Source organism: Streptomyces sp. NPDC008001 (assembly GCF_042958085.1).
GTDB lineage: Bacteria > Actinomycetota > Actinomycetes > Streptomycetales > Streptomycetaceae > Streptomyces.
Genome location: NZ_JBIBIZ010000013.1, coordinates 37,713 through 55,411 on the forward strand (window position 1 = coordinate 37,713; position 17,699 = coordinate 55,411).

Consider the following 17,699-nt stretch of genomic DNA (forward strand, 5'->3'; position numbering starts at 1 on the left):
CTCCTCAGCCCAGCCGGGGGCGGACCCGCTCCGCGAACACGCTGCGCTGCCGCTCCTCCGGGAGGTGGCAGGCGGCGCCCCGCCCGGGCGGCAGCCCGGGCCGCTCCGTGCGGCACCGGTCCCCTCCCACGTCGGAGACGTACTCGCACCGCGGATGGAAGGGGCACCCCGGCGGCGGGTCGAGCAGGCTCGGCGGCGTGCCCGGGATGGGCGTGAGCGGCTCGTCGACGGGGGCGGAGAGCCGGGGCACGGAGCCCAGCAGCCCCCAGGTGTACGGGTGCCGGGGCGCGCGCAGCACCTCCCGCACGGGGCCGCGTTCGACGGCCCGGCCCGCGTACATCACCAGCAGGTCGTCGACGTTGCCGGCGACGACGCCCAGGTCGTGGGTGATGAGGATGATGGCCGCGCCGGTCTCCTGCTGCAGCTCCTTGAGCAGGTCGAGGATCTGCGCCTGGACGGTGACGTCGAGCGCGGTCGTCGGCTCGTCGGCGATGAGCAGCTCGGGGTCGCAGACCAGCGCCATCGCGATCATTGCCCGCTGCCGCATCCCGCCGGAGAACTGGTGCGGGTAGTCGTCCACGCGCAGCCCCGGCTGGGGTATGCCGACCCGGCGCAGCATCTCCACGGCCCGCAGCCGGGCCTCCCGGCGGGACGCGCCGGTGTGCTTGCGGTACGGCTCGGCGATCTGCCGGCCGACCGTGTAGTACGGGGAGAGGGCCGTGAGCGAGTCCTGGAAGACCATCGCCGCCTTGTTCCCGCGCAGCTTCTCCAGGACGGACTCGGGCGCGCCGGTCAGCTCCTGCCCGTCCAGCAGGATCTCGCCCCGGATCTCGGTGGTGCGCGGGTCGTGCAGGCCGAGGACGGCGAGGTTGGTGACGGACTTCCCCGAGCCGGACTCGCCGACGATGCCGAGTGTGCGGCCGCGGTCCAGGGCGAACGACAGACCGTCGACGGCCCGCACGGTGCCGTCCTCGGTGGCGAAGCGTACGGACAGGTCCCGTACGGAGAGAAAGGCGGTCACACGAGTCTCCCTAGGCGAGCCGCACGCGCGGGTCGATGACGGCGTACGCGGCGTCCACCACGATGTTGGCGACGACGATCGCCGTGCAGCCGACGAGCATCACGGCCATGAGCGTGGGCAGGTCGGTCTCGCTCACCGAGGACACCGCGAGCCGCCCCAGCCCGTGCAGGCTGAAGGTGAACTCGGTGATGATCGCGCCGCCGAAGAGCGACCCGAGGTCGATGCCGAAGATGGTGACGATGGGCGCGAGCGCGCCCCGCCAGGCGTAGCGGAAGAAGACCGTCGCCCGTCCCATCCCCTTGGCGCGGGCCGTGCGCACGTGGTCCTCGCCGAGCTGCTCGATCATCTGGGAGCGCGTCATCCGGCTGTAGTTGGCGATGAAGATGATGGACAGCACCAGCCAGGGGATGAGCATGCCGGTGAACCACTTGACGGGGTCCTCGGTGATCGGGTGGTAGGCCGGGTTGTCCATCCAGTGCAGCCCGCTGACGAGCACGGCGAGGGCGATCACGCCGACGAAGTAGATCTGCAGGGCGTTGCCGACGAGCGACAGGGAGCTGAAGAACTTGTCGATCCAGGTGCCCCGGAAGGCCGCGGCGAGCATGCCGATGCCGACGCCGACGACGAGGAAGACGACGGCCCCGCCGAGCGTGATGGACAGGGTCGTCGGGAAGCGGTCCACGATGGTGCCCCAGACCGGCTGCTGGTTGGAGAAGGAGTAGCCGAAGCAGGGGGCCGGGCAGTGGCCGACGGTGAAGTCGCGGCCGGTGAAGATGCCCGCCATGTAGTGCCAGTACTGCACGGGGACCGGCTCGTCCAGCCCCAGGTTCTTGTTGATCAGGGCGAGGGCGTCCGGGGTGCAGTTCTTGCCGCAGGACATCAGCGCCGGCTGGGACGGCAGCGCGAAGAAGAGGGCGAAGGTGATCGCGCTGATGAGCACGATGATGACGAGCGCGCCGAGCACGCGGCGGGCGAGGAAGCGCAGCACGGCCGGCTACTTCACGTAGACGCCGGTCGGGTCGACCGTCCCGTAGACCGGCTGGTAGCGGACACCGCCCAGGTTCGAGCCCCACAGGGAGAACTGGGTGTTGTAGAAGGTCGGCACGCCCGGCACGTCCTCGGTGAGGATCTTGTCGGCGAGCTTCTGCCACTCGGGCGCGGCCTGTTTCACGTCCGGGAGGGCGTTGATGCGGTCGATCTCCTTGTTGACCGCGGGGTCGTTGAGGTGGCCGTAGTTCTGGGAGCCGTCGGCGATCTGCCGGCCGTCGAACAGGGGCGGCACGACGGTCGAGGAGACCGGCCAGTCCGCGCCCCACGAGCTGCGGTAGATGTCGAACTTGTTCTTGACCTCGGCGATCGCGGTCCGCCAGGTGTTGGAGTCGACCTCCTTCTTCTGCACCTTGAAGCCCGCCCGCTCCAGGGCCTGCGCGACGACCACGGAGACCTTCTGCTGGATGTCGGTGTTGGGATAGGCGTAGACGATCTCCTGGCCCTCCTTGCCGGCCTGCTTGAGCAGCTCGCGGGCCTTGTCCGGGTCGCCGGCCGGCTTGGCCTTCTTCCCGAAGGGGTCGGTGGGCTTGTAGCCGTCCATCGCGGGGGAGAGGAAGTTGGTGGCGAGCACGCCCGCGGTCGTGCCGCCCACCTGCTGGAGGATCTGGCCGTTGGGCATGGCGTACGCGAGCGCCTTGCGGACGTTCACGTCCTTGAGCCGGTCCGTGTTGAAGCTGATGTAGTCCACGTACGGCTGGATCTCCACGAACCGGCGCGCCTTGGTGTCGGACTGGCCGAGGACCTTCTCGGTCATCTCGGGGGCGACGGCGTTGGAGAACGACAGGGTGTTCTTGTCGGCGCCCTGGTCGGCGAGGAAGCGCCGGGTGGAGTCCGCGTACTGGTGGCCGAAGCTGATCTCGAACCGGTCGGCGTACTGGTGCCGGACGGGGTCGGTCTTCGGGTCCCAGTTCTCGTTGCGGACGAGAGTGAGGGATTTTCCGACCTTGTAGTCGGCGACCTTGTAGGGGCCGGAGGAGAAGGGGGCGTTGTCGTACTTGCGCTGCGTGTCCTTCTCGGCCTTGACCGGGCCGATGTTCGGCATGGCGGTCGCGAAGGGGGTGTCCGCGTGCGGCGCACGGAAGTGGAAGACGATCGTCTTGTCATCCGGGGTGTCCAGCACCGAGGCGGGCAGGTGGGCGCCCTTGTACGGGCCGTCGGGCAGCGCCTTGCGGAACTCGGTGCCGTCGCCGGAGAGCCACTGCGGGACGTACAGCGGGCCGTCCGTCTCGAAGGACGCGTAGAGCCGCTCGATGCCCCAGCGCACGTCCTTGGCCGTGATCGGCGAGCCGTCCTCGAACTTCAGCCCGTCCTTGAGGGTGAACTTCCACGTCTTCCCGCCGTCGGAGGAGGTGCCGGCGTCGGTCGCCAGGTCGCCGACGACCTTCACCCGGCCCTTGTCGTCCACCTTGTACGAGGTGAGCGTGCGGTTGTAGAGCATCTGGTTCGCGAGCATGTCGCTGTAGTAGATCTGCCCGGGGTCCAGGTGCAGGAAGGCGTCGCGCTGGAGGACGCCGATGGTGCCGCCCTTCTTCGCGCCCGGCATCTCGGGGGCGGGGCCGGCCGAGTCCTCCTTGGTGCCGATCGAGTAGTTGGCGGAGGCGTTCTTGTCCGTGCCGGGGCCCTCGCTCTTGTCCCCGCCGCCGCCCCCGCCGCCTCCGCTGCTGCACGCGGAGAGCACCAGGGCGCCGGTCGCGAGGGCGGCCGCGGCGGCCGCGAGCCCGGGCCGCCCGGAGCGCCGCGTCGTGCGTGTGGTGTGCGTCATGGGTCGTTGCACCTGCCTGTCCGTCGTCGGCGGGTTCCTGTGTGCACGTCCTCAGCGGCCGGTCCGCGGGTCGAAGGCGTCCCGGACCGAGTCCCCGAGCAGGTTGAAGGCGACCACGAAAACGATCATCGCGAGGCCGGGGAAGAAGATGTAGGTGATGTCGCTCTCGTAGTAGTGGGCACCGTTGGCGAACATCCGGCCCCAGTCGGGCGTGGGCTCCACGATGCCGACGCCGATGAAGGACAGCCCCGCCTCGATGGTCACGAAACTCGGGAGCATCAGCGTGGACTGCACCAGGATCGGCGTCCAGAGGTTGGGCAGCAGCTCCTTGCTGATGATCCGCCAGGGCGACGCGCCGGTGACCTTCGCCGCCTCCACGAACTCCCGCTCGCGCAGGCTCAGCACCTGACCGCGCAGCAGCCGCGCGAGCCCCATCCAGCCCAGCACCCACAGCACCAGGATCAGCGTCAGCACGCGCAGATAAGTGGGCGTCTCCTTCTCCGGGCTGACGAAGAGGGAGTAGACGACCGGAGTGAAGGCGATGAACGACAGCTGGCTCGGGAAGGCCAGCAGCAGATCGATGAAGCGGCCGAGCAGATAATCGGCCCGGCCGCCCAGATAGCCGGCCGTCACCCCGATGAGCACACCGGTCAGTACGCACAGGACCGTTGCCGCCGCGGCGATGAGCAGTGACGTACGGATTCCGTAGACGAGCTGCGTCAGGACGTCCCGGCCGAGGGTGGGTTCGAGACCGAACCAGAAGCTCCCGGACATCCCCCCGTTGGGCTTGACCGGGTAGCCGTATTCGTTGAGCAGGCCCGGCTGGTTCAGCCCGTAGGTCTCCGTCGGATTCCTGCCGTAGAGCTTCGAGATGAGCGGTGCCGCCACCGCGACGAGGAAGAAGAACGTCACCACGTAGGCCGAGACGACACCCGGACGGTCGCGTTTGAAGCGCCGCCACATCAGCTGTCCGGGTGATCTGCCGGTCGGCCCCGGCGGTGCCGCCGGGGCCGCGGAAGGACTCGTCATCGCGTTCCATCCCCCGCACTGTCGTCGTGTCGGTCCCTCGCGGATGCCGTTCCCGCGCGGAGGGTTGAGCGGACTTTGGCAACGGATTCGCGGTCCGGTCAAGAGGGCTGCGCAACAGGGACCGGGCGGACGGCCCTTCTTGAAGAAAGGGTGAGCGGATCGACGACGCGGCGTGCTTGACAGGGAGCCGGGCACGCCGCGCGGGGGCCGGGCCGTACGGGCGTCACTTCATGCGGGTGTCACCACATGACTGTGCGACTTCATGACTTCACGACTCATGACTTCATGCCGAGGGACCGCTTCAGGAAGTCGACCTGGAGCAGCAGGAGGTTCTCCGCCACCTGCTCCTGCGGGGTCATGTGCGTCACGCCGGACAGCGGCAGCACCTCGTGCGGGCGGCCCGCCGCAAGGAGCGCCGAGGACAGCCGCAGGGTGTGCGCCGCGACCACGTTGTCGTCGGCCAGGCCGTGCACGACCATCAGCGGGCGGACGGGGGCGGCGGCCTCCGCCAGACCCTCCCGGGTGATCAGCGAGTTGCGGTCGTAGACCTCCGGCCGCTCGTCCGGGTGACCCAGATAGCGCTCGGTGTAGTGCGTGTCGTACAGCCGCCAGTCGGTCACCGGGGCGCCCGCGACGGCCGCGTGGAAGACGTCCGGGCGGCGCAGCACGGCCAGCGCCGCGAGGTAGCCGCCGTAGGACCAGCCGCGGATGCCGACCCGGCCCAGGTCCAGCGGGAACTCCCCGGCCAGCGCCTGCAGGGCCGCCACCTGGTCGTCCAGGGTGACGCCGGCGAAGTCGTGGTGGACCGCCTTCTCCCAGGCGGGGGAGCGGTGCGGGGTGCCGCGGCCGTCGGCGACCACCACGGCGAAGCCCTGGTCGGCGAACCACTGCGAGGTCAGGTGGGCGTTGTGCCCGGCGACCACGCGCGGGCCGTGCGGGCCGCCGTAGGGGTCCATGAGCACCGGAAGCGGGCCGTCCCCCTCCTGGTAGTCCGCCGGCAGCAGAACGGCGCACGGGATCCGGCGCGCGCCCGCCTCGGTGAGCCGTGCGCGCGAGGTGAGCACCGGCGTCTCGGCGTACGAGGTCACGCCCGTCACCTCCGCGCCGTCGCGCAGGACCCGGACGGTGGCCCCGGCACGCTCCGGTACCGCCGACACCAGCACCGAGACCGCCCCCGAGCGCACGGCCGAGTGCCAGCCGGGCTCCTGCGAGACGCGCTCGGCGCCCTGCTCGCCCACCCGGTAGACGTGCGTCTCCCCGGTCTCCGGCGCGGCCGCGTCCGGCCCGGCGGACGCGGAGACCAGCACGTCGCCGTCGCCCACGTCGAGCACGGCGCGCACGTGGAGCCGGCCGTCGGTCAGCCGCCGGCCGCCCACCACGAGCACCCGGGCGCCGTCCTCGTCGGCGATGCGCACCAGGCGCCCGTCCGGCGTCCACGCGGGAACACCGGGGAACAGTTCAAGCCACTTTGCGTCGTCCTCTTCATGGACCACGCTCGTGGCACCGGTCTCCGTGTCCACGGAGAGATACGCCTGGTGGCGCTGGTCGCGGGTCTGCACCAGCAGCAGCGGGGGGCCGCCGGCCGACCAGTGCACCTGTGCGAGGTAGGGGTAGCGCGCGCGGTCCCACCGGACGTCCGTACGGGACCCGTCCAGCCCCAGGAGCACCAGCGTCACCTCGGCGTTCGGGGTGCCCGCCGCCGGGTAGGCCACCTCGGCCGGCTGCCGGTCCGGGTTGGCGGGATCGGCGATCCACCAGCGCCGCACCGGGGCGTCGTCCGCCCGCGCGGCCAGCAGCGACTGCCCGTCCGGCGCCCACCAGAAGCCGCGGTGGCGGTGCATCTCCTCGGCCGCCACGAACTCCGCAAGTCCCCAGGTCACGGTGGGGGAGTCGGGCTCGGCCAGGGCCCGGTCGGCGACCTCGCCGGACGCGCCGCCGGGCGCCGGCTCCACGTCGGCGACGCGCAGCGCGCCGCCCGCGACATAGGCCACCCGGCGGCCGTCGGGGGAGGGGCGCGGGTCGACCACCGGGCCGGGAACGACCAGTTCACGGGCGGTGCCGCCGCGCAGCTCGGCCACGAAGAGCCGCCCCGAGAGCGCGAACGCCGCCAACTCCACCGCGTTGTCCACGGCGTACGCAACGACGCCCGCCGACCCCTCGCGCAGCCGCTCGCGGCGGGCCCGCTCCTCGGCCGACAGCTCCTCGGCGGCCCCGGCCAGCAGGACCGCCGGATCGGCCGCCGGGAACTCCCGTCCCGTGCCGGGGTCGAGGACCCACAGAATGCCCGTGCGATCGGTCCCGGAACGCGAGCGGAGGAAGGCGATACGGGTTCCGTCAGGTGACACCGCGAAGGCTCGCGGCGCGCCGAGCGAGAACCGTTGCGTGCGGGCGTACTGTCGCGGGAACGAGACTTCTCTGGTCATGCCGCCGAGCCTACGGCCGAACGGCGAGATTCCGCCGTGCGCCCCGTAATTGCCTCCATGCACCCAGTGCTGGGTCACGCTCCGGAAAGTTATGATCACGGACGCATAGCCGTTAAGTCTCCCGAGCTCTTCCGTCCGTTCCAACCGTGCGTACGTATCTGGAGGTGAACCGCCGTGGCACTCTCGATTTCGGCGGTGGTGCTGCTGGCGATCGTCGTCTTCATGCTGTGCCGGAAGTCCGGGCTGAAGGCCGGCCACGCCGCCGTCTGCGTCTTGCTGGGCTTCTATCTGGCGAGCTCGTCCCTAGGGCCGACGATCCACCAGGTGACCAAGAGCGCCACCGATGTGATCAGCAACATCAAGTTCTGAGGCGCGCGCCCCGGGTCCGCGGGCGGGGCTCCGCCGGGCCCGCGGGACTCGTAGGCTGGTCCCATGACCGACAGCTCCCTCCTGCCGGGCCGCCGGCTCCTCCTGGTGCACGCGCACCCGGACGACGAATCCATCAACAACGGCGCGACCATGGCCAAGTACGCGGCCGAAGGGGCTCACGTCACCCTCGTGACCTGCACGCTCGGCGAAGAGGGCGAGGTGATCCCCCCGGAGCTGGCCCACCTCGCCGCCGACCGGGACGACCGCCTGGGCCCCTACCGCGCGGGCGAGCTCGCCGCCGCCATGAAGGAGCTCGGCGTCACCGACCACCGCTTCCTCGGCGGGCCCGGCCGCTACCGCGACTCCGGGATGATGGGCGCCCCGCAGAACGACCACCCCGGCTGCTTCTGGCGCGCCGACGTCGACGAGGCCGCCGCGTCCCTCGTTGAGGTGATTCGCGAGGTGCGCCCGCAGGTGCTCGTCACCTACGACCCGGACGGCGGCTACGGCCACCCCGACCACATCCAGACGCACCGCGTCGCCATGCGCGCCGTGGAGCTCGCCGGCGAGCCGGCCTTCCGCCGCGACCTCGGCGACGCCCACGACGTCGCGAAGGTCTACTGGAACTGCGTGCCCCTGTCCGTCGTGGAGGAGGGCTTCGCCCGGCTGCGCGCCGCGGGCCGCGAAATCCCCTTCCCCGGCATCGCCTCGGCCGCCGACGTCCCGGGGGTCGTCCCCGACGAAGAGGTCACGGCCGCGATCCCGACCGCCGGCCACGCGCAGGCCAAGGCCGCGGCGATGCGTGCCCATGCGACGCAGATCGCCGTGGACGGCCCGTTCTTCGCGCTCTCCAACGACCTGGGGCAGCCGATCCTGGCCGACGAGTACTACAAGCTGGTCCGCGGCACCGCCGCCGGCCCGCGCGAGGACGACCTGTTCGCCGGGGTGACCGCATGACCGGCATGGCCACGCCCGTCACCGCCCGGCGCATCGCCGCGTACCTCGGCCTCTTCGTCCTCGGCGCCGCCACCGGCTTCGCCGGATCGCTCACCCAGGGCGGCTGGTTCCCCGGCGGCCTGTCGCTCGCCCTGCTCGCCGTCGCGGGCCTCAGCTACGGCGCGGTGACGGCCACGGGCACCCGCGCCGGCGGCGCGGCGGCCGGCGGCGGCTGGCTCGTCGCGGTCCTGCTGATGACCTCCAGCCGGCCCGAGGGCGACTTCTTCTTCGGCGCCGGAATCGGCTCCTACGTCTTCCTGCTGGGCGGGATGGCCCTGGGTGTGATGTGCGCCACTGTCCCGAAACTGCCGCAACCGGGCGGACCTTCGGTCCGACTTGGCAAGTGACGTGACGATTTCTGCCTGAGTGTCATCGGGCCGCCGACCGGGCCATCCGGCATCTGCCGGACTTGTTCCGTGACGGGCCGACGGCGCGCGGGCACGCAGCGCGCTCCCGCCCGCCGGGGTGAACCGGCGGTCGTCAAGTGCGTGTGCGCGGTGCCCAGTATGGTGGTGCGCGCCGCCGAGCCGCCCGAGCGAGGTCATGACGGGCGGCGGAGCTAACCGGGAGAACCTGCTTTGAGCCGTGAATCTGACAGTTCGTCCTCCGGGCCCCAGGGCCGCGGTGGCGCCGCCTACCCGTCCGGGACCCCTCCGTACGGCGCCGGTGAGGAGCAGGCCCGCGCGGCCGCGGCCTCAAGGCCCGAGGAGCCCAGGACCGAGACCACGCTGACGACGCGGATCCGTATCAACATCCCGGGCTCGCGGCCCATCCCGCCCGTCATCATGCGTACGCCCGTCGACGGCGAGGCCGCTCCCGCGAGCGCGCCGGCGCCGGCGCCCGCGCCCAGCAAGCAGGCCCCGTCCGGCGGCGGTGCGGCCAAGGGCGGCGGTGCGCCGTCCGGCGAGCGCAAGGCCCAGCTGCCGCGCCGCCCCGCCCCGTCGACGCCTCCCGGCCGCAAGCCGCAGGACCGCTCCGGCGCGGCGCGCGACGGCGACCAGGGCGGCAAGGGCGAGAAGGCCAGCGACTGGTTCGCGCCCCGCAAGTCCGGCGGCTCTCCGGGGCCCTCGGCGGGCGCGGCCGCCCGCCGCCCCGCGGCCCCGGCGGGCACGCCCGGCACGGGCGCCCCGCAGCACTCCGGCCCGCGCGACGCCGCTCCGGCCCCGTCCGGTGCTGCTCCGGCCATGGGCGGTACGCCGTGGCCGGGTGACGCCCCGGCGACCGGTCCGGTGTCGCAGCCGGGCAACGGCTGGCAGCGCGACACCTCGCACGGCGGTGCGCCCCGGGCCGGCAGTGCCCAGGCGGGTGGCCCCCAGGCGGGCGGCCCGGCGCCGCGGCGCGGTGCGGAGGACGACTGGCCCGGCGGCTCGTCGACCACGGGCGCGACGCCGTGGGACGCGGGCATGGAGCCGGGGACGGCCCCGGGGATGAACCCGGGAATGAACGACATTCCGGGCGCGGGTGTGCCCGGCGGCGTGCCCGGTTCCGGTGCCCCCGCCGGCGGCATGGCGCAGCGGCGCGGTGCGCAGGACGACTGGCCGGGCGGCTCGCAGGCCTCCGCTTCGGGTGCGCCCGTGGACGACTGGCCCGGCGGCCCCTCCACCACGGCCTCGATGCCGCAGCCGCCCGCCCCGGGCGGCGGCGCGCCCTGGCCCGACGACCCCATGAGCACGGGGTCCATGGGCATCATGCAGGCCCCGGGCGCGCCCGCGGCCGGCGGAGCGCAGTGGAACGGGCCCGAGAGCACGCAGCAGTTCCCCGCGCCCGCCATGGGCCAGGCCGCCGCGGCTCCGTACGCCCCCGCCGGCAGCGGGATCGGCCCCACCGACACCCCGCACGAAGGCGTGCCCCGCGTGCCCGCGCCGCCCGCCGGCGCGCAGTCCGCGGCCGCCGCTCCTGCGGCGGCGCCCGGCAAGGCCCCCCAGCAGCCCAAGGGCGGCAAGGGTGCCAAGGGTGGCGCCAAGGGCGGTAAGAAGGGCGGGCCGAAGGCCCCCGTGACCGGTGGTCAGGCCGGCGGCGAGTCGCTCGTCAGCGGTGGCGTGCCCGTCGTGCCGCCGCCCGGCCCGGGCGGTGCCGCACAGCCGGGCAAGGCCGTGGACAGCGGTGCGCCGCGCGTGGCCGTGCCCAAGCCCAAGGTCCCGGGGCCGGGGCCCGCTGCCGCGCCCGCGGCTCCGGCCAAGGGCGCCCCGAAGCCCGCCGCGAAGAGCGCGCCCGCGAAGGCCAAGCCCAAGAAGAAGGGCCGCTCCAAGGTCGTGCTGCTGGGCGGTGCGGTGGTCGGCCTCGTCGGCGCCGCGTACGTGGCCGGCCTGGTGCTCGACCACGCGGACGTGCCGAACGGCACCACCGTCCTGGGCGTCAACATCGGCGGCTCCTCCAAGGAGCAGGCCGTCCAGAAGCTCGACTCCGCGCTCGGCGACCGGGCCACAAAGCCGCTTAAGGTCTCCATCGGCGGCAAGGAGGCGGAGCTCAAGCCGTCCGTGGCGGGCCTGTCCATCGACACGCAGGCCACGGTGCGCTCGGTGTCCGGCCGGGACTACAACCCGCTGACCGTCATCCCCTCGCTCATCGGCGGCACCCGCAAGGCCGATCCCGTGATCGTCGCCGACGAGGAGAAGATCGCGGACGCCCTGAAGACCCTGGCGGGCGAGTCGGGCGCGGCCAAGGACGGCACGATCAAGTTCGAGCCGGGCAAGGCCGTGCCGGTCTACGGCAAGCCGTACCAGGGCATCGACGGCGACAAGGGCGTCGCCGCCGTCGCCAAGGCGTACAAGGACCGCGCCGCCACCGGCCAGGAGACCCCGGTCGAGCTGCCGAGCGCGAGCCAGCAGCCGAAGGTGACCAACGCCGAGGTCGACCGGATGATGAAGGAGTTCGCGCAGCCCGCGATGTCCGGTCTGGTCACGGTGCAGACCGACCCGCTCCACAAGATCCAGTTCGGTCCGGAGCGCTCGCTGCCGAAGATCCTCGGCGTCAAGGAGATCAACGGCAAGCTGGTCGAGAACTACGACCTGGAGGCGCTCAAGGAGCTGTACGGCACGGCCTTCAAGGGCGTGCTCATCCAGCGCGGCAACGGCACCAAGACGGAGGTCACCCCGCAGGACGTGGTGGGTGCCCTGCGCAAGGCGCTGCTGGGCAAGACGCCCGCCGAGCGCGTCGGGACCATCCCGCTCGGCTGACGGCCCGGCCGTCTCCTGGCCGTAGCCCGGCCCGTCGTGAGAGCCCCCGTGCCCCAGTGGCCCGGGGGCTCTCGCACACCCGTTCGGGGCGCGGCGCCGCCGGTGAGGCCCGTCCGCCGGCCATGACACCGGTCGGGCCGGCCATGACATCCGTCCCGCCGGCCATGACATCTGTCATGGTCAGGACCGTACGGCTGACACTGCCGCGGACCCCCGCCGACCGGCGAACATGGTGGACATGACCACCACAGGAACGTACACGGGGGAAGGGCGCCGCACCGGCGCCCCCGTGGTCAGCTTCGAGAACGTGAGCAAGAGCTACGGCGCGGTGCGTGCCGTAGCGGATCTGGACCTGCAGCTGTATCCGGGCGAGACCGTCGCCCTGCTCGGTCCCAACGGCGCGGGCAAGTCGTCCACCCTCGACCTGCTGCTGGGTCTGCGGAACCCCGACGCGGGCCGGGTCGAGCTGTTCGGCACCAGCCCGCAGCAGGCCATCGCCCAGGGCAAGGTCGGCGCGATGCTGCAGTCCGGCGGCCTGATGGAGGACGTCTCCGTCCGTGAGCTCGTGAAGCTCGGCTGCGACCTGCACCCGCGCCGCTTCCCCGTCGACCAGGTGCTCGCCGCCGCCGATCTGACGGAGATAGCCGACCGCAAGGTCAACAAGCTCTCCGGCGGTCAGGAGCAGCGCGTGCGCTTCGCACTCGCGACGGCCGGCGCCAACGAGCTCATCGTGCTGGACGAGCCGACGACCGGCATGGACGTCTCGGCCCGCCAGGCCTTCTGGGGCGTGATGCGCGAGCAGGCGCAGAACGGCCGCGCGATCCTCTTCGCCACGCACTACCTCGAAGAGGCCGACGCCATCGCCGACCGGGTGATCGTGCTGCACCGCGGGCGGGTGCTCGCGGACGGCTCGGCCGCCGAGATCAAGGCGAAGGCCGGCGCCCGGCGCATCGTCTTCGACCTGGAGGGCCACATCGGCGAGGCCGCCCTGCGCGAGCTGCCGTTCCTGTCCTCCCTGGAGATATCCGGCCGCACCGTGCGCATCCAGTCGCACGACGCCGACGCGACCGTCCACGCCCTCTACGGGCTCGGTGTCTACCCGCGCAACCTGGAGGTCGCGGGCCTCGGCCTGGAGCAGGCCTTCATCGCCATCACCGACGCTGCCACCGCCGAGGAGGCGGCCAAGTGAACACGCTGATCAAGCTTGAGATCGCGCGCACCCTGCGCAACAAGAAGTTCATGTTCTTCTCGGTGCTCTACCCCGCCGGCCTGTATCTGATGATCGCGGGCGGCGCGAGCACCACCGAGATCGTCGGGGACACCGGGCTGACCCTGCCGCTGCTGATGATGGTCTCCATGGCCTCCTTCGGCGCGATCACCGCCGTCCTCGTCGGCAACAGCGAGCGGATCGCCAAGGAGCGCGAGAAGGGCTGGGTGCGCCAGCTGCGCCTCACCGCGCTGCCGGGCCGCGGCTACGTGACGGCCAAGGTCGCCTCCGCCGCCGTCGTCTCGCTCCCCTCGATCCTGGTGGTCTTCGCGATAGCCGCCGCCGTCAAGGGTGTCCGCATGGACGCCGCCTGGCAGTGGCTCGCGCTGGTCGGCGCCATCTGGGCGGGCAGCATCGTCTTCGCCGCGCTCGGCGTGGCCGTCGGTTACCTCGCCACGGGCGACGCCGTCCGTCCCATCACGATGATCATCTACTTCGGTCTGTCGATGCTCGGCGGTCTGTGGATGCCGACCACGACCTTCCCGTCGTGGCTGCAGAAGGTCGCCGAGTGGACGCCCACCTACGCCTACGCCGGCCTGGGCCGCTCCATCGAGCAGGCGCACGCCCCCGAGCTGAAGCACGTCGTGCTCCTCGTGGCCTACCTGGCCGTGTTCGCCGGCATGGCAGCCTGGCTGTACCGCAAGGACACCCGCAAGGCCTGACGGGAGCGGGGGACCGGAGCAGGGCCGGAAGCCAGGACAGCAGGACCGGAAGACAGGACGGGGCGAGGACATGGCCGGAGGACTGCTGCGCCGCAACCCATGGCGAGCCGCCATGGAGGCCGAGGACGACCCGTCGTACACCATCGGCATCGGCACGGAGCCCGAGAACCGCCGGCAGGTGATCGTCAAGCTCATCTGGATCTCCATCTGGTTCGCCTACATGGCCGCACCCCTGGAGGACGTCCTCGGCGACCACCACACCCTGACCGGTGACGTCCTCGGCGGCGCGGGCCTCGCGGCCTTCGTCGCCGGCTACCTCGCCCTGGTCTTCCGGCACACCTCCCGGCCCCTGGAGCGGGCCCGCGTGCTCGCGGCGCTCGCCTTCCTGATGGCCCTCGCGGCCGTGCTCACCCTCGCACTCGGGGGCGCCTGGCTCGTCCTCTTCGTCTACGTCTGCGTCGCTTCCGGCGCGGTGCTGCCGGCGAAGCTGTCCCGCGTCGTGATTCCGCTGGTCACGGGGGTACTGGCGGGCCTCGGCGCGATGACACCGGGCGCCCCCGCCTACCTCGCCGCCCTCGTCATCCCGGCGCTGCTCGGCGGCTTCGCGATGAACGGGGTGCGGCAGATGGCCCTGACGGCCCGTGCGCTGCGCGAGGCCCGCGCCACCGTCGCCCACCTCGCCGCCAACGAGGAGCGGCTGCGCCTCGCCCGCGACCTGCACGACCTCCTCGGGCACTCCCTGTCGCTCATCACGCTCAAGAGCGAGCTGGCCGGGCGGATGCTCCCGGAGAAGCCCGAGCAGGCGGCCCAGCAGGTCGCCGACATCGAACGCGTCAGCCGCCAGGCCCTGGTGGACGTGCGGGAGGCGGTGAGCGGCTTCCGGCGCCCCACGCTGGAGGCCGAGCTGGCCGGCGCCCGGACGGCCCTCGCCGCGGCCGGCATCGCCGCCGACCTCTCCCGCGCCGCCACCGGCCACCCGGACCTGGCGCCCGACGAGGAGGGCGCGCTGGCCTGGGCGCTGCGGGAGGCCGTCACCAACGTGGTGCGGCACAGCGGCGCGCAGCGCTGCGAGGTCGCACTGACGGAGGAGGGCGACGAGCTCTGCCTGACCGTCAGCGACAACGGCCGCGGCCCCCAGGGCAGTCACGGCAACGGCCTGACGGGCCTCTCCGAGCGGCTCGTGCTGGCCGACGGCCGCCTGGAGACCGGCCCCGGTGCGCGCTGCGGGTTCCGCTTGCGTGCGTTCGTCCCGCTCTCGCGCAGCCACGCCCCGGAGCGGCCTACCCTGTCGTTGTGACAGACGAGCACCACCCGGCCGACGCCGCCGGCCGACGCACCATCAGGGTCCTTCTCGCGGAGGACCAGTCCATGGTCCGGGAGGCGCTGGCGGCGCTGCTCGGGCTGGAGGGCGACATCGAGGTCGTCGCCCAGGTCTCCCGGGGCGACGAGGTGCTCGCCGCCGCCCGCGCCCACGAGCTGGACGTGGTGCTCCTCGACATCGAGATGCCCGGGATGACCGGGCTCGACGCGGCCGTCCTCGTCCGCCGCGAGCTGCCCGCCCTCAAGGTCGTGATCCTCACGACCTTCGGACGCCCGGGCTACCTGCGCCGGGCGATGGAGTCCGGCGCGGACGCCTTCCTGGTCAAGGACGCGCCCGCGGCCCAGCTCGCGGACGCCCTGCGCCGGGTGCTGCGCGGCGAGCGCGTCATCGACCCGACCCTCGCGGCGGCCGCCCTCGCCGACGGCGCGAATCCGCTGACCGACCGGGAGCGGGTGGTGCTGCGCGCCTCCGCCGACGGCTCGACCAACGCCGAGCTGGCGCGAGCGCTGCACCTGTCGAACGGCACCGTGCGCAACTACCTGTCGACGGCCATCCAGAAGACGGGCGCGCGCAACCGCGCCGAGGCCGTGCGGATCGCCATGGACAAGGGCTGGCTCTGACGGACGGCGCCCCGCGGGCCGGGGCGCCGGCTCAGTTGAGCATCGCCCGCGCCGCCCGCGCCTGCCGCCGCACCGTCTCCGCGACCGACGGCTCCAGCGCGTCGATGACCTCCGCGTACTCCTCCATCTCGTGCGCGCCGCCCACGAAGTCGCCCCGCTCCACGAGCAGCTCGGCGCGCTCGTAGCGGAGCCTGGCCGGGTGGGTGGGCAGCAGCAGGGACAGCTCGACGGCCCACAGCTGGACGTCGCTGCGCTCGGGCCGGGCCGCCGCCCAGGCGCGGATGTTGTTCAGCACCCGCAGCACGATCTCCACGGGCTCCGCGGGGGAGAACATCGAGGGGGCGAGCGGGGCGCCGGTGGCGCCCGCGACCAGCAGGCCCGCCTCCTCCTCGGACAGGATCCGGCCGCCGTCGAAGGGGTCGGCCAGCACGTGCCGCCCGTACGGCTCGCCGAAGCCGACGACGAAGTGGCCCGGCAGCGCCACCCCGTACACCGGCGCGCCCGCCCGCCGCGCGACCTCCATCCACACCACGGACAGCATGATCGGCAGGCCGCGGCGGCGCTGGAGCACCTCGGTCAGCAGCGAGGACTCCAGGCGCCGGTAGTCGGCGGGGGAGCCGTGGAAGCCGCAGCGCTCGCCGAGGAGCTCCGCGAGCGCCTCCGCCCAGCGGCGCGGGGCCGCCTGCCGGCCCAGGGCGGGAAGCAGCCCGGCGAGCCGGTCCAGCTCTATCTGGGCGGTGTCGACCGCCGTCTCGCCCGCACCGGGGTCGGCCTCCCCGGCGATCAGCAGGCAGAGCAGGGCGAGGTCGGGCCGGTCCTCGCGCGCCGCCTCCGCGAACCGCTGCCGCCGTCCGGTGATGTCGTCCATGTCGCCTCCGCCTCCTGCTTTCCATGGTGCGCGCCGCTCGCCCCGGCCGGGCGTTCACTGCAAACGGTGCTACGGGCGTGCCTCACGGCGGTAGTGATACGCGTGGTGCGTCGTGAAGCCCATGCCGTCGTAGAGGGCTCCGGCCGGCCCGTTGTCCGTCTCCACCTGCAGGTACGCCGCCGAGGCGCCCTCGCTGAGCGCCTGCTCGGCGAGGCGCGCCATGACCTGGCCGGCCAGCCCCTGCCGGCGGTGGTCCGGGCCGACGGCGAGCGCCGCGAAGCCCGCCCACCGGCCGTCGACGACGCACCGCGCTATCGCCGCCGGTTCACCGCCGGAGTCGCCCGGCACGGTCGCGAACCACACCGAAGGCCCGCCGTTCAGCACGGCGAGCGCGTCCTCCTCCGCCGCCCCGCCGGCCCGCCCGTACGCGCGCAGCCACGCCTCGTCGGCGGTGCGGGAGAGCCGGACGTGGTCCGTGGGCGCCGAGGTGTCGGCGATGGGCGCGAGGGCGGCCGTCCGCACCACGGCGCGCCGCTCCACGGTCCAGCCGCGTCCGGCCAGCTCGGCGTCCAGCAGCGCGTCCTGCTCCGGGTCACCGGTCGTGACCTGGACCGTCGCGGGGAGGGAGCGCTCGGCGTACCAGGCGGTCACCCGGTCCACGGCCTCCGGCAGCGGCAGCCCGGGAGCGCCGAGGGGCAGGACCGAGTTGGCGCGGGAGGTGAAGCCGCCCGCCGCGCGCAGGGTCCACGCACCGAGCCGCTCCGTCTCGCGGGCCGGCCAGCCGCGCGCCGCCGTCTCCTGGAGCTCGCGCACCGTGGCCGCGGGGCCGCGCCGCCGGGGCGGAGCGCCCGGCACCACCTTGCCGGCGACGAGGGAGGACTCGGCGAACGTGACAATCTCTCCGGTCCGCCGTGTGATCCGCAGCACGCCGCCCTCCCAGGAGGTGAGGACGCCGACGGTGTCCGTGAACCGCTCCGCCGATCCCGCGGAAGACCCCACGGAAGGGTTCAGACGGCGTACGGATACCCTTTTTCCCACATCAGCGGTACTGATCCTGATTTCCAGCCGTCCGCCCGTGGTGAATTCCACAGCTCTCCTCGCCCCTCTTGTTCGTCAAGTGCCCGGGAACGGAGAT

At 72.9% G+C, this 17,699-nt stretch carries 15 protein-coding genes; 8 read left to right on the plus strand and 7 right to left on the minus strand.

Annotation, left to right across the window (positions count from 1 at the left end; all coding sequences use genetic code 11):
- Positions 1-4 precede the first annotated feature (4 nt).
- The 5 genes from ACFZCD_RS31065 to ACFZCD_RS31085 form a co-directional block, all read right to left on the minus strand.
- Positions 5-1,021, minus strand: a complete 1,017-nt coding sequence (locus tag ACFZCD_RS31065; protein WP_391836392.1) for an ABC transporter ATP-binding protein — start codon at positions 1,019-1,021, stop codon at positions 5-7.
- A gap of 10 nt (positions 1,022-1,031) precedes the next feature.
- Entirely contained in the window at positions 1,032-2,009 is a 978-nt protein-coding gene (locus ACFZCD_RS31070) for an ABC transporter permease (RefSeq protein WP_391836393.1), read from the minus strand.
- A 6-nt stretch (positions 2,010-2,015) separates the two neighbouring features.
- Positions 2,016-3,833 carry an ABC transporter substrate-binding protein gene (locus ACFZCD_RS31075; RefSeq protein ID WP_391836394.1) on the minus strand — a complete coding sequence of 606 codons (1,818 nt, stop codon included), beginning with the start codon at positions 3,831-3,833 and terminating at the stop codon, positions 2,016-2,018.
- 51 nt (positions 3,834-3,884) lie between these two features.
- Positions 3,885-4,862, minus strand: a complete 978-nt coding sequence (locus ACFZCD_RS31080) for an ABC transporter permease (RefSeq protein WP_391836395.1) — start codon at positions 4,860-4,862, stop codon at positions 3,885-3,887.
- Positions 4,863-5,137: 275 nt separating this feature from the next.
- On the minus strand, positions 5,138-7,285 hold the full coding sequence (locus ACFZCD_RS31085) for a prolyl oligopeptidase family serine peptidase (RefSeq protein WP_391836396.1): 2,148 nt from the start codon (positions 7,283-7,285) through the stop codon (positions 5,138-5,140).
- Between the two features lie 174 nt (positions 7,286-7,459).
- On the opposite strand from ACFZCD_RS31085, the gene ACFZCD_RS31090 reads away from it, so the two are divergent.
- The 8 genes from ACFZCD_RS31090 to ACFZCD_RS31125 all read left to right on the plus strand — a co-directional run bounded on the left by ACFZCD_RS31090 (position 7,460) and on the right by ACFZCD_RS31125 (position 15,696).
- Positions 7,460-7,654, plus strand: a complete 195-nt coding sequence (locus ACFZCD_RS31090) for a hypothetical protein (protein ID WP_030366139.1) — start codon at positions 7,460-7,462, stop codon at positions 7,652-7,654.
- A 63-nt stretch (positions 7,655-7,717) separates the two neighbouring features.
- A complete protein-coding gene (gene mshB / locus ACFZCD_RS31095) occupies positions 7,718-8,611 on the plus strand; it encodes an N-acetyl-1-D-myo-inositol-2-amino-2-deoxy-alpha-D-glucopyranoside deacetylase (protein WP_391836397.1) in 894 nt (297 codons plus the stop codon).
- Positions 8,608-8,997: a DUF6113 family protein gene (locus ACFZCD_RS31100; protein WP_391836398.1), complete on the plus strand. Its 390-nt coding sequence runs from the start codon at positions 8,608-8,610 to the stop codon at positions 8,995-8,997. Before mshB ends, ACFZCD_RS31100 begins: the two co-directional genes overlap by 4 nt.
- A 231-nt stretch (positions 8,998-9,228) precedes the next feature.
- Complete coding sequence (locus ACFZCD_RS31105) at positions 9,229-11,826, plus strand: hypothetical protein (protein ID WP_391836399.1); 2,598 nt, start codon at positions 9,229-9,231, stop codon at positions 11,824-11,826.
- 238 nt (positions 11,827-12,064) lie between these two features.
- Entirely contained in the window at positions 12,065-13,015 is a 951-nt protein-coding gene (locus tag ACFZCD_RS31110) for an ABC transporter ATP-binding protein (RefSeq protein WP_391836400.1), read from the plus strand.
- Positions 13,012-13,755, plus strand: a complete 744-nt coding sequence (locus tag ACFZCD_RS31115) for an ABC transporter permease (RefSeq protein ID WP_391836401.1) — start codon at positions 13,012-13,014, stop codon at positions 13,753-13,755. The genes ACFZCD_RS31110 and ACFZCD_RS31115 overlap by 4 nt, the downstream gene beginning before the upstream one ends.
- 112 nt (positions 13,756-13,867) lie before the next feature.
- Positions 13,868-15,052: a sensor histidine kinase gene (locus ACFZCD_RS31120; protein ID WP_391836452.1), complete on the plus strand. Its 1,185-nt coding sequence runs from the start codon at positions 13,868-13,870 to the stop codon at positions 15,050-15,052.
- On the plus strand, positions 15,049-15,696 hold the full coding sequence (locus tag ACFZCD_RS31125) for a response regulator transcription factor (RefSeq protein ID WP_391836402.1): 648 nt from the start codon (positions 15,049-15,051) through the stop codon (positions 15,694-15,696). The genes ACFZCD_RS31120 and ACFZCD_RS31125 overlap by 4 nt, the downstream gene beginning before the upstream one ends.
- Positions 15,697-15,727: 31 nt before the next feature.
- On the opposite strand, the gene ACFZCD_RS31130 is transcribed toward ACFZCD_RS31125, so the two are convergent.
- Both ACFZCD_RS31130 and ACFZCD_RS31135 read right to left on the minus strand, forming a co-directional pair.
- The gene (locus ACFZCD_RS31130; RefSeq protein ID WP_391836403.1) at positions 15,728-16,564 is read right to left on the minus strand and encodes a tetratricopeptide repeat protein; all 837 of its coding nucleotides are present in this window, start codon (positions 16,562-16,564) and stop codon (positions 15,728-15,730) included.
- A 69-nt stretch (positions 16,565-16,633) separates the two neighbouring features.
- Positions 16,634-17,653, minus strand: coding sequence for a GNAT family N-acetyltransferase (locus ACFZCD_RS31135; protein WP_391836404.1), 1,020 nt, complete (start codon positions 17,651-17,653; stop codon positions 16,634-16,636).
- Positions 17,654-17,699 lie beyond the last annotated feature (46 nt).

What these genes read in the sequence shown, in the direction of transcription:
- ACFZCD_RS31100 (WP_391836398.1), top strand. Translation starts at nt 8,608, where the DNA reads ATGACCGGCATGGCCACGCCCGTCACCGCCCGGCGCATCGCCGCGTAC.
- ACFZCD_RS31120 (WP_391836452.1), top strand. Translation starts at nt 13,868, where the DNA reads ATGGAGGCCGAGGACGACCCGTCGTACACCATCGGCATCGGCACGGAG.
- ACFZCD_RS31075 (WP_391836394.1), bottom strand. Translation starts at nt 3,833, where the DNA reads ATGACGCACACCACACGCACGACGCGGCGCTCCGGGCGGCCCGGGCTC.
- ACFZCD_RS31085 (WP_391836396.1), bottom strand. Translation starts at nt 7,285, where the DNA reads ATGACCAGAGAAGTCTCGTTCCCGCGACAGTACGCCCGCACGCAACGG.
- ACFZCD_RS31110 (WP_391836400.1), top strand. Translation starts at nt 12,065, where the DNA reads ATGACCACCACAGGAACGTACACGGGGGAAGGGCGCCGCACCGGCGCC.
- ACFZCD_RS31080 (WP_391836395.1), bottom strand. Translation starts at nt 4,862, where the DNA reads ATGACGAGTCCTTCCGCGGCCCCGGCGGCACCGCCGGGGCCGACCGGC.
- ACFZCD_RS31130 (WP_391836403.1), bottom strand. Translation starts at nt 16,564, where the DNA reads ATGGACGACATCACCGGACGGCGGCAGCGGTTCGCGGAGGCGGCGCGC.
- mshB (WP_391836397.1), top strand. Translation starts at nt 7,718, where the DNA reads ATGACCGACAGCTCCCTCCTGCCGGGCCGCCGGCTCCTCCTGGTGCAC.